At 68.5% G+C, this 11,318-nt stretch carries 11 protein-coding genes; 2 read left to right on the plus strand and 9 right to left on the minus strand.

Annotation, left to right across the window (positions count from 1 at the left end; translation table 11 throughout):
- Positions 1-14: 14 nt before the first annotated feature.
- The 9 genes from KOD61_RS04175 to KOD61_RS04215 all read right to left on the minus strand — a co-directional run bounded on the left by KOD61_RS04175 (position 15) and on the right by KOD61_RS04215 (position 9,642).
- Positions 15-707: a Fe2+-dependent dioxygenase gene (locus KOD61_RS04175; protein WP_215219797.1), complete on the minus strand. Its 693-nt coding sequence runs from the start codon at positions 705-707 to the stop codon at positions 15-17.
- A gap of 50 nt (positions 708-757) precedes the next feature.
- Complete coding sequence (locus tag KOD61_RS04180; protein ID WP_215219798.1) at positions 758-3,088, minus strand: catecholate siderophore receptor Fiu; 2,331 nt, start codon at positions 3,086-3,088, stop codon at positions 758-760.
- 180 nt (positions 3,089-3,268) lie between these two features.
- The gene (locus tag KOD61_RS04185; protein ID WP_215219799.1) at positions 3,269-3,589 is read right to left on the minus strand and encodes a non-heme iron oxygenase ferredoxin subunit; all 321 of its coding nucleotides are present in this window, start codon (positions 3,587-3,589) and stop codon (positions 3,269-3,271) included.
- The gene (locus KOD61_RS04190; protein ID WP_215219800.1) at positions 3,586-4,113 is read right to left on the minus strand and encodes a GNAT family N-acetyltransferase; all 528 of its coding nucleotides are present in this window, start codon (positions 4,111-4,113) and stop codon (positions 3,586-3,588) included. Before KOD61_RS04190 ends, KOD61_RS04185 begins: the two co-directional genes overlap by 4 nt.
- A gap of 52 nt (positions 4,114-4,165) precedes the next feature.
- Positions 4,166-5,407, minus strand: a complete 1,242-nt coding sequence (locus KOD61_RS04195; RefSeq protein WP_215219801.1) for a cysteine desulfurase — start codon at positions 5,405-5,407, stop codon at positions 4,166-4,168.
- Positions 5,404-6,726 carry a Fe-S cluster assembly protein SufD gene (gene sufD / locus KOD61_RS04200; protein ID WP_215219802.1) on the minus strand — a complete coding sequence of 441 codons (1,323 nt, stop codon included), beginning with the start codon at positions 6,724-6,726 and terminating at the stop codon, positions 5,404-5,406. Before sufD ends, KOD61_RS04195 begins: the two co-directional genes overlap by 4 nt.
- A complete protein-coding gene (gene sufC, locus KOD61_RS04205) occupies positions 6,726-7,490 on the minus strand; it encodes a Fe-S cluster assembly ATPase SufC (protein ID WP_215219803.1) in 765 nt (254 codons plus the stop codon). Before sufC ends, sufD begins: the two co-directional genes overlap by 1 nt.
- Before the next feature lie 139 nt (positions 7,491-7,629).
- Positions 7,630-9,135, minus strand: a complete 1,506-nt coding sequence (gene sufB, locus KOD61_RS04210; protein ID WP_215219804.1) for a Fe-S cluster assembly protein SufB — start codon at positions 9,133-9,135, stop codon at positions 7,630-7,632.
- Between the two features lie 33 nt (positions 9,136-9,168).
- The gene (locus KOD61_RS04215) at positions 9,169-9,642 is read right to left on the minus strand and encodes an SUF system Fe-S cluster assembly regulator (protein ID WP_215219805.1); all 474 of its coding nucleotides are present in this window, start codon (positions 9,640-9,642) and stop codon (positions 9,169-9,171) included.
- 133 nt (positions 9,643-9,775) lie between these two features.
- On the opposite strand from KOD61_RS04215, the gene KOD61_RS04220 reads away from it, so the two are divergent.
- Together KOD61_RS04220 and KOD61_RS04225 are read left to right on the plus strand one after the other, a co-directional pair.
- Positions 9,776-10,255 (plus strand): SET domain-containing protein, encoded by a 480-nt coding sequence (locus KOD61_RS04220; protein WP_215219806.1) that lies wholly within the window; start codon positions 9,776-9,778, stop codon positions 10,253-10,255.
- A gap of 219 nt (positions 10,256-10,474) precedes the next feature.
- Positions 10,475-11,275: a 3-hydroxybutyrate dehydrogenase gene (locus KOD61_RS04225; RefSeq protein ID WP_215219807.1), complete on the plus strand. Its 801-nt coding sequence runs from the start codon at positions 10,475-10,477 to the stop codon at positions 11,273-11,275.
- Positions 11,276-11,318: the final 43 nt, after the last annotated feature.

Consider the following 11,318-nt stretch of genomic DNA (forward strand, 5'->3'; position numbering starts at 1 on the left):
AGGTGGGGGTCGGCTCAGGTCTCGGCCCAGCGGCGCAGCAGGTTGTGGTACACGCCGGTCAGGCGCAGCACGGCGTCCGGATCGGCGCCGGTGGCGGTCAACGCCTGGATCGCGCCGTCCAGTTCGAACAGCATCCGGCGCTGGCCGTCGTCGCGGACCAGGCTCTGCACCCAGAAGAACGCCGCGAGCCTGGCACCGCGCATGACCGGTGCGACCCGGTGCAGGCTGCTGGAGGGATAAACGATCAGGTCGCCGGCCGGCAGCTTGACCTCGTGCTCGCCGTACGTGTCGCTGATGATCAGTTCACCACCGTCGTACTCGTCCGGCCCGCACAGGAACAACGTGCACGACACGTCCGAACGCAGGTTTACCGGTGGCGCGCCTTCGGCCACGGCTATCGCCATCACCGAACCGTCGACATGGAACCCGTACTGGCCGCCGCCCTGGTAGCGGTTGAAGCGCGGCGGCAGCGTGCGCGCCGGCAGCGTTGCGGGGAAGTACATCGGGTGCGCCGCCAAAGCCGCCAGCACCTCGCGCCCGAGTTCCGCACGCAGCGGGGAGTCCTCGGGCAGCTGCAGGTTGTCCTTTACCTTCGCGCCCTGCGGGCCGACCGTCTGCCGGCCGTCAACCCAGGCGGCACCCTCCAGTGCCTGCCGGAACCGTGCCAGTTGCGCGTTGTCGAGGACGCCGGGGATGTGCAGCAGCATGTGGGTCTGGTCCTGGGGGCTGGTCCGGCGGCGTCCGCCGGCCAGGCACGTCAAAAGTGGAAGTTCGCCGTCAGCGTCGCCGTGCGCGGCGCACCCGGGGTGTAGCGATAGCCGCTCTTGTTGATCGCGGCGACGTAGTCCTCGTCCAGCAGGTTGTAGAGGTTCAGCCGCAGGTCGAAGTGCTTGTTGAAGGCGTAGCTGGCGACGGCGTCGACCACCCAGTAGTCCTCGGTGTACGCCGGCGTGCCGACGGCGCCGTCATTGCCGCGCTTGAGCTCTCCCGAATAGCGCGCGCCGCCGCCGAGGGTCAGCCCGTTGCCGAACGTGTAGGTGGTCCAGGCGGTGAACGCCCGGTCGGGCGTGTAGGCCAGGTCGCGCGAGCCGTCGACCGAGACCGTGGGGCCGTCGAGCACCTCGGTGTCCATCGTGGTGAAGCCGGCCGACACCATCCAGTCATCGGTAATGCGGCCGACCGCGCCCAGCTCCACGCCCCGCACGCGCTTGCGGCCGGTCTGGTAGTACAGCTGGTCGATCGGGTCCTGGACGATCTCGTTGGTCAGCTCGGTTTCGTACACCGCCGCGGTCAACAGCAGTGCATCGTTGGCGAACTGCCATTTGGTGCCCACCTCGGCGGTGCGTGCCTTCTGAGGGTCGAACGCCGGGTTGTCGGCGTTGTTGTCGCGGTCGCTCAGCTCGAGGCTGGCGCCACCGGGAGGCTGCTGGGAGATCGCGTAGTTGGCGTAGACGCTGCCGTTCCCGGTCGGCTTGTACAGCGCGCCGAGCTTCCAGTTGAACAGCGTGTCGGAGACTTCCGCGTCGACGCCCGGGACGATGCTGCCTTCCGCCGCAGCGCCGCAATCGGGGCCGCGACGACCGCCACACGGGACCAGGCTGCTGTAGCGCGTGGTGTAGTCGTCGACGCGGATCCCGCCGTTGAGCTGCCAACGGTCGTTGAAGGTGAGGGTGTCGAACGCGTACACCGCAACGGTGTCGGTGCGCCCGTCGCCGCGCGCGCCGGTGTACTCGCGCAGCAGGCCGGTGGCGGTGGAGTCGGGGTTGTAGAGGTTGGCGTCCGGCCAGGCGGTCCCGGCCACCGCGCCCTTCCCGAGCGTCTGCAGGTCCTCGCGGATCAGCTCCAGGCCGGTGCTGATGTCATGGCGCAGGCCGCCGGCGTCGAGCGCGAGGTTCAGGTGGGTCTGGTTGGTGAGGATCGTGTTGCGCTGGTCCTTGAACGTTGGCAGGTTGCGCGTGATCGTCCAGGTGGAGCGGTCCGCCAGGTCAGGCGTCAGCAGCCGGTCGGCCGAGCCCATGAAGGCGGTCAGCATGTACTGCTGGCGGGTACGGCCCCAGCGGGTGGTGTTGGTCAGCCGGGCGTCGATCCCGAAGTCGTGCTCGACGCGCACCGTGGCCATGTCGGCGGTGACGTCGTCGTGGTCCAGCAGGGTGCCGTAGAAGTTTTCCGGGTCGACCGGGGGTGCCAGCCCGAGTTCCGGGCGGGCAGGGTCGGGCGACGAATAACCGGGCAGGCCGATGGTCGGCACGCCGCCGTCGGGGATGTTCTCGTGCTGCACGTGCAGCAGGTCGACGATCACCCGGGTTGCGCCGTCGAGCCCGAAGCCGAGCGATGGAGCGATGCCCCAGCGCTTGTTCTCGGCGACGTCGCGGCCGGCGACTTCACTGTCCTGCGCCATCAGGTTGAGTCGCAGTGCCGCGCCGGGCGCAAGGGCGCGGTTCCAGTCGGCGGTGACGCGCTGGTGGCCGGCGGTGCCGTAGGCGGCGGAGGCGTCGCTGCGGTTGGCCAGGAACGGCCGCTTGGTGACGAGGTTGATCGCGCCCGTCGGCGAGGTGCGGCCGTAGTCGCTGCCGGCCGGACCCTTGGCCACTTCGACCTGCTCGACGTTGAACACGTCACGCGTAACCGAGCCCAGGTCGCGGACACCGTCGACGAAGATGCTGCCCGACGAGTCGAACCCGCGCATGTACACCGCGTCGCCGGTGGTCGTGTTGCCGTTCTCGCCGACGTAGAAGGTGCTGACGCCGGGGCTGTTGCGCAGTGCCTCGGCCAGGCTGGTGGCGCCCTGCTCGTTGAACAGGTCGCTGCCGATCACGCTCAGGGTGCGGGTGGTGTCGACCAGCGGCTGCGGGAACTTGGGGGAGGCAGCCTGGCCGGAGTAGCGCTTGATGCGCTGGCCTTCGACATGCACGCCATCGAGGGTGGTCGCCTGCATCGCGCCGGCAGGGGCGGCGGGGGCATCTGCGGCCAACGCCTGGGGCGCGGCGAGTGCCAGGCCGGCGAGCAGCGATGCGGTGGTGATCGAACGTTGCGATGCGTGGGCCGGGTTGCGGGGCAGGGGATGCTTGCGGCTCGTGATGTGGGCCATTTCCATGTGCCTTGTTGTCATGTCCGGCGGGGCCGGCGGCGTTTGAAGGGGAAACCGCTGCGCGGACCGACGCCACGCCGGAGAGAGTCGACGGGGCTGGCAAGGCAGCGAACCCGTTCATCTTAAACGCAAGTAAGAATGATTCGCAATAACTAATGCGAATTGTTTGACGCCGCCCCGCTAGCGGTCGTCGCGCGTCCAGACCGCGCCGTCCTCGACCTTGACCGGGAACCGCACCACCGGCTCATACGCCGGGGCACATAGGGCCTGGCCGTCGCGCACGTCGAACTTGGCCCCGTGCAGCACGCACTCGATCGTCGCCTCCTCGGCATCGAAGCGGCCGGCCGACAGCTCGAAATCCTCATGGCTGCAGCGGTCCTCCATCGCGTAATAGGCGCCGTCGTAATTGACCACCAGGATCGGCGTGTCACCGTCCCAGGCCACGGTCGACTCGCCGGGCAGCAGCTCGGCGGTGGTGCACACGCGGGTCCAGTCGGTCATGGCAGGGCTTTCTCCAGCACGGCAAAGCGCAGGTCGTTGCGGCGTGGCAGGCCGAAGCGCGGGTCGGTAGCGGGAAACGGACGGGTCTCCCCGGTGCGCCGGTAGCCGCGGCGTTCGTACCACTCGATCAGCTCGACGCGCAGATCGATCACCGTCATGCGCATCAGCGGCAACCGCCACTCCTTCCCGGCAATCCGCTCGGCCTCGGCCAGGATCGCGCGGCCCAGCCCGGCGCGCTGCAGGGTGGGGCGTACTGCGAACATGCCGAAGTAACCGGCGCCTTCGTCCTCGGCGACGTGGGCGCACCCGTGCAACCGGTCGTCGCTGGCGGCCAGGAGGATGCGGCTGCGAGGCCTGGCGATGTCTGCCAGCAGGACCTCGGGGACGATGCGGTTGCCGTCCAGCAGGTCGGCCTCGGTGGTCCAGCCGGCGCGACTGGCCTCGCCGCGGTAGGCGGAGGTGACCAGTTCGACAAGTGCGGGGACATCGGTTGCGGTGGCGGCGCGGAAGGTGGTCGTCGGCATGGCGTTGGCTGGGCGTCGGGAAGAGCGACGAAGGTCGCGACTGGCGTCGCTCCTACAGGAGCAGCTGGCGGACTTTCGCAATTGCCGCGATGAATGCGTCGACTTCTTCGAAGGTGTTGTAGAACGCGAACGAGGCGCGGCACGTGGCCGGTACGCCGTAGTGTTGCATCAGCGGGTGCGCGCAGTGGTGGCCCGAGCGCACCGCGACGCCTTCCAGGTCGAGCAGGGTGGCCAGGTCGTGCGCGTGTGCGCCCTCGACCAGGAAACTGATCACCGCCGCCTTCTCCCGCGCGCGGCCGAAGATGCGCACGCCCTCGGTCGCGTCCAGCCGCCCGGTGGCGTACTCCAGCAACGCCTGCTCGCGCGCTTCGATGTTGTCCATGCCGATCGCCGACAGGTAGTCGCAGGCCGCGCCGAGGCCGATGAAGCCGGCGATGTTGGGAGTGCCCGCCTCGAACTTGTGCGGCGCGTCGTTGAACACGGTGCCTTCGAAGCGCACCTGCTTGATCATCTCGCCGCCGCCAAGGAACGGTGGCATCGCGTCCAGGTGTTCTCGGCGCGCCCACAGCGCCCCGGTGCCGGTCGGGCCGGCCATCTTGTGGCCGGTGATGGCGTAGAAGTCGCAGCCGATGGCGGCGACATCCAGCGGCCGGTGCGGCGCGGCCTGCGAGCCGTCGACCACCGTCACGATGCGGCGCTTGCGGGCCTGGCGGCAGATATCGCGCACCGGATTGACGGTGCCCAGCACGTTTGAGACGTGCGCCACCGCCAGCAGCTTCACCTCGGGCGTCAGCAGGCCGTACAGCTGCTCGAGGTCGAGGTCGCCGCGTTCGTCGATCTCGGCGACCTTGATCGTCGCGCCGGTGCGCTCGGCGACCAGCTGCCACGGCACGATGTTGGCGTGGTGCTCCATCCGGGTGACGACGATCGCATCACCCGGCTGCAGTCGCGGCAGTGCCCAGCTGTAGGCGACCAGGTTGATCGCGAACGTGGTCCCGCTGCACAGCACCAGTTCGTCGCCGCGGACGTTGAGAAACTTCGCCAGTTTGCGGCGCGCACCCTCGTAGGCATCGGTCGCCTCGGTGCCGAGCGCATGCACGGCACGGCTGACGTTGGCGTTGTGATGGCGGAAGAAGTCGTCGACCGCTTCGATCACCTGCGCCGGCTTCTGGCCGGTGTTGGCGGAGTCCAGGTAGACCAGTGGCTTGCCGTGGACCTCGCGCCTGAGGACCGGGAAGTCCTCGCGGATGCGGGCCCAGTCGATCGCGTCGGTGGGGGCGGCGGCCTGGTTCATGCGGCGGCCATCGCCGCGGCGACCGACCGCGCCAGTGATGCATCCAGTCGCACGCCGATCGCATCGCGCATGGCTGCATCCTCGATCACCGACAGCGTCTCGCGGCAGAACGCCGCGGTCAGCAGCGCGCGTGCCTGTTCAGCCGGCACCCCGCGCGAGCGCAGGTAGAACATGGCGGTGGGGTCGAGCTGGCCGACCGTCGCGCCGTGCGCGGCTTGCACCTCGTCGGCATGGATCACCAGCACCGGTTGGGTGTCGATTTCGGCACCCTCGCTGAGCAGCAGGTTCTTGTTGGAGAGGTTGGCGTTGGTGCCGTCGGCGCCCTCGCGGATCAGGATGCCGCCGTGGAACACCGCCCGGCCGCGGTCGGCGCCGATCCCGCGCCAGGTCAGCTCGCAACTGCTGTCGCGGGCGGCGTGGTCGATGCCCAGGCGGGTGTCGAGGTGGCGACGGCCGTCGGCCAGCAGCACGCCGTTGGCATGCAGCCGCGCGTTGTCGCCCTGCAGGGTGACGTTGAGCTCGTGGCGCGACAGTGCCGCACCGAGCTCGAGGTCGAGCCGGCGGTACTCCGCGTCGCGCGCCAGCACCGCATCGGTGCGATGCAGCAGGGTGGCGCCGGTGGACTCGTCCTGCACGCGGCCATGCAGCAGGCGCGCGTCGCGGCCCAGGTGCACGTGCATCAATGAATTGCACAGATGGCGGTGGTCCCCCGCGGACAACTGGTGCTCGACCACCCGCAGCTGCGCGCCGGCCTTCAACTCGATCCGGTGGCGCAGGTGCCATGCACGCTCGCCTTCCGCCGGGACACCGACGAAGACCAGGTGGATCGCGGTCTCGCCGCGTACCCCCGCTTCCGCGCCCAGCACCACGCCCTCGTCGGCGAGCGCCGCGTTGACCTTGGCAAACACCTCGTCGGGACGCTCGAACCGGCGGGCGAGGAAGTTGGACGCGCGGGTGTCGTCGCCGCGCAGCACCTCCGACAGCGGCCGCAGGCTGACGCCGTCCGGCAACCCGGACAGGTCGGAGCGGCCGGCGTCGAAGCGGCCATTGACGAACACCGCGCGCGGCGCGGGAATGCCCGCGAGCACGGTGTCATCGAACGTGGTGTCGGCGAGTGCGGGAACCGCGTCGACGGGCAGGAAGCTGCGCCGCTCCAGCGCACGCAACGGGGTGTACTTCCAGGCTTCCACCCGGGAATGGGGCAGGCCGTCGCGCAGCGCGTCGTCGAGGGCGGCACGACGCACCGGGCCGAGGCCGGCGGCGTCGCGTACCGCCATCACGTCGAGCGAGGAAGCCAGCGAGTCGAGCAGTGCGCTCATCAGGCGGCGGCCTCCGGCGCGATGCGGTCGCGCACCCACTCGTAGCCGTGCTCTTCAAGCTGCAGTGCCAGTTCGGGTCCGCCGCTCTCGACGATGCGGCCGTCGGCCAGCACGTGCACCACGTCCGGTTTGATGTAGTCGAGCAGGCGCTGGTAGTGGGTGATCACCAGGAACATGCGTTCGGGCGAGCGCAGTGCGTTGACGCCCTCGGCGACGGTCTTGAGCGCGTCGATGTCCAGGCCCGAGTCGGTCTCGTCCAGGATCGCCAGCTGTGGTTCCAGCAGCGCCAGCTGGAAGATCTCGTTGCGCTTCTTCTCGCCGCCGCTGAACCCTTCGTTGACACCGCGATGCAGCAGTTCGTCCTTGAGGTGCAGCACGGCGAGCTTCTCGCGCACCAGCTTGAGGAACTGCATCGAGTCCAGCTCGCCTTCGCCACGCGCCTTGCGCTGGGCGTTGAGTGCGGTGCGCAGGAAGTAGGTGTTGTTCACGCCCGGGATCTCGACCGGGTACTGGAACGCGAGGAACACCCCGGCGGCGGCGCGCTCCTCGGGTTCCAGCGCGAGCAGGTCCTGGCCGTTGAACGTGACCGACCCGGCGGTGACCTCGTAGCCCTCGCGGCCGGCGATGATGTTGCCAAGCGTCGACTTGCCGGCGCCGTTGGGGCCCATGATCGCGTGCACCTTGCCCGGCTGCAGCTCCAGCGACAGGCCCTTGAGGATTTCCTTGCCGGCGACGCTGGCGTGGAGGTTTTCGATCTTCAGCATGGTGTTGTTCCCGTGTCCCGCAAGAGGGCGAAATGTTGGTTCTTCCTTGTAGGAGCGACGTGAGTCGCGACCTGCTGAACCCGTGGGGCGGTGGACAGGTCGCGACTTACGTCGCTCCTACAGTCGTGGTCATTGGCGATCAGCCGACGGAGCCTTCCAGCGACACTTCCAGCAGCTTCTTGGCCTCGACCGCGAACTCCATCGGAAGCTCGCGGAAAACCTGCTTGCAAAAGCCGTCGACGATCATCGACACCGCGTCCTCCTGGCCGATGCCGCGCGAGCGGCAATAGAACATCTGGTCGTCGCTGATCTTGGAGGTGGTGGCTTCGTGCTCGACGGTGGCGGTGGGGTTCTTCACCTCGATGTAGGGAAAGGTGTGCGCGCCGCACTGCTTGCCGATCAGCAGCGAGTCGCACTGGGTGTAGTTGCGCGCACCCTCCGCACCCGGTGCCACCTTGACCAGCCCGCGGTAGGTGTTCTGGCCGCGGCCGGCGCTGATGCCCTTGCTGATGATCTTGCTCTTGGTGCGCTTGCCGACGTGGATCATCTTGGTGCCGGTGTCGGCCTGCTGGCGATGGTGGGTCAGTGCGACCGAATGGAACTCGCCGGTGGAGTCGTCGCCCAGCAGCACGCAGGACGGGTACTTCCAGGTGATCGCCGAACCGGTCTCGACCTGGGTCCAGTGGATCCTGCTGCGCGCGCCGCGGCACTCGCCACGCTTGGTCACGAAGTTGTAGATGCCGCCAACGCCGTTCTCGTCGCCGGGGTACCAGTTCTGCACCGTCGAATACTTGATGTCGGCTTCTTCCAGCGCCACCAGCTCTACCACCGCCGCGTGCAGCTGGTTCTCGTCGCGCATCGGTGCGGTGCAGCCTTCCAGGTAGGACACCTGGGCGCGGTCCTCGCAGATGATCAGCGTGCGCTCGAACTGGCCGGTGTGGCCCGCGTTGATGCGGAAGTAGGTGCTCAGCTCCATCGGGCAGCGCACGCCCTCGGGGATGAATACGAAGCTGCCGTCGGAGAACACCGCCGAATTGAGCGCGGCGAAGTAGTTGTCGCCGACCGGCACCACCGTACCCAAGTACTTCTTCACCAGTTCGGGGTGGTCCTTGATGGCCTCCGACATGGAGCAGAAGATGATCCCCTTGTCGGCCAGCTCCTTGCGGAACGTGGTACCGACCGAGACCGAGTCGAACACCGCGTCGACCGCGACGCCGGCCAGCTTCGCCCGCTCGTGCAGCGGCACGCCGAGCTTGTCGTAGGTGTCCAGCAGTTCCTGCGGGACCTCGTCCAGCGACTTGTACTTCGGCCCCTTGGGCGCGGAGTAGTAGCTGATGGCCTGAAAGTCGATCGGTGCGATGGAGAGCTTCGCCCAGTGCGGCACTGGCATGGTCAGCCAGTGGCGGTAGGCCTCGAGCCGCCACTGGGTCATCCACTCGGGCTCTTCCTTCTTGGCCGAGAGCGCGCGGATGGTGTCCTCGTCCAGTCCCGCCGGCAGGCTGTCGGACTCGATGTCGGTGACGAAGCCCGCGTCGTACTTGCGGCCAAGCTGGGCGTGGATCTCGCGGTTCTGGTCGGGCGCGGTGCGCGGCCCGGCCCCGGGTGAGAGGGTAGGCGCGGGGGTATCGGTGATGTCGGTGGCCATGGGGCTGCCTACTGTCCTGTGAGCCTGAACGGATCAGGCGTTGGCCAGGCGCACGTCGATGCGCCGGGAGGGAGAGGGGATTTCGGGGGAGGCGTCCGGTGGCGGCACGCCGTCGATCATCTGGGCCAGGGTGACCTTGCGCAGGGCGTCGACCACCACGTCGTTGATCCGGCGCCAGTTGGCGCGCACGCCGCATTGGTCCTCGATCGTGCAGTTGCCGGTGTGGATGCTGCATTCGGTCATGCCGAGCGGCCCTTCCATGGCCTCGACCACCTCGATGAGGCTGATGGAGACCGCGGGTCGGGCCAGCCGGTAGCCGCCATTGGCGCCGCGGAACCCTTCGACCAGGCCCGCCTGGGCCAGCGGCTTGAGCAGTTTGCTGACGGTCGGCGGCTCCAGCCCGGCACGCTCGGCCAGCTCCGACGCGCTCAGCACCGCCCGCGGATCGGCGGCAAGCGCGGTCAGCACGACGGTGGCGTAATCGGTGAGTTTGGTGACGCGCAGCATGGCCCTGGCCTCAATTCGTACCGGAATTGTACGGATTGTCCGGCCGCAGGCCAAGCGCCCCACACCGGCCCGACCGTGCGGCCCAGCGCGGCGGTTGCGGCACAATCGGGGTTTCGTCTGCTGGAAGACCCGCATGCCGCGCAAGATCGTCGCCCGTCGCTCCGCCATCCACGGCAATGGCGTGTTCGCCGTCGAGCCCATCCGCAAGGGTGAACGGATCATCGAGTACAAGGGGCGCCGCCGGACCCACGCCGAGGTCGATGCCGGCGACACCGGCGATGCCGACTCGGGCCACACGTTCCTGTTCACCCTCAATGACGAGTACGTGATCGACGCCAACTACGAAGGCGGCGTCGCGCGCTGGATCAACCACAGTTGCGCGCCCAACTGCGAGGCGGTGCTGGAAGAGCACGACGGCGACGACCGCCGCAAGGATCGCGTGTTCATCGAGGCGATCCGCAGCATCAAGCCGGGCGAGGAATTGGCCTACAACTACGGCATCACCCTCGACGAGGCGCATACGCCACGGATGAAGAAGATCTGGGCCTGCCGCTGCGGCGCCAGGGATTGCACCGGCACGATGCTGCAGCCCAAGCGCAAGCCGAAGGGCTGAGGAACCGGGCCGGCCGCCGTCATGCGCGGCCGGCTCCCGTAGGAGCGACGTAAGTCGCGATCCCGGCATGTGTCCGGTGTTCGGCGGGTCGCGACTTACGTCGCTCCTACAACAGGTCCTGTTGCGTGGCCATTGGACGAAATGCCCACCGCCGACGCCGGGGTGTGCGCGGGTGCCGCCGCTACCATGGGCCTCCATCCCACCCGAAGGAGCCCCGGCATGTCCTCGATCAACGGAAAGGTCGCCGTCGTCACTGGCGCGGCCAGCGGCATCGGCCGGGAGATCGCCTTCGAACTGTCACGCGCGGGCGCGCAGGTGGCCGTCGCCGACATCAACCTGGAAGGCGCCAACCGCGTCGCTGGTGAAATCGCGCAGGCCGGCGGCCGGGCCATGGGGGTGGCGATGGACGTCACCGACGAAGCGGCGGTCGAGGCGGGCACCGCGCAGGTGGTCGCCGAACTGGGTCCGGTCGACATCCTGATATCCAACGCCGGCATCCAGATCGTCAACCCGATCGAGAGCTACGACTACGCCGCGTGGAAGAAGATGCTGGCGATCCACCTCGACGGCGCCTTCCTGACCACCCGGGCGGTGCTGCCGGGCATGTACGCGCCGGGCGACGACGGCCGGTCCCGCGGCGGTACGGTCATCTACATGGGCTCGGTGCACTCGCACCAGGCCAGCAAGCTCAAGTCCGCCTACGTGACCGCCAAGCACGGCCTGCTGGGTCTGTCTCGCACGCTGGCCAAGGAAGGTGGCGACCGCGGGGTGCGCAGCCATGTGGTCTGCCCCGGCTTCGTGCGTACCCCACTGGTCGACCGGCAGATCCCCGAGCAGTCGAAGGAGCTGGGGATCAGCGAGGAGGAGGTGGTCCGGAACGTCATGCTCGGCCAGACGGTCGACGGCATCTTCACCACGGTCGAGGACGTCGCCCGGACAGTGCGGTTCCTTTGCGAGTTCCCCAGCGCGGCGCTCACCGGGCAGAGCATCATCGTCAGCCATGGGTGGCACATGCAGTAGGCCGATGCGCCAACCGGCGGATTGGTTGCCATGACTTGTGCCA

The organism is Lysobacter luteus, assembly GCF_907164845.1.
Lineage (GTDB): Bacteria > Pseudomonadota > Gammaproteobacteria > Xanthomonadales > Xanthomonadaceae > Novilysobacter > Novilysobacter luteus.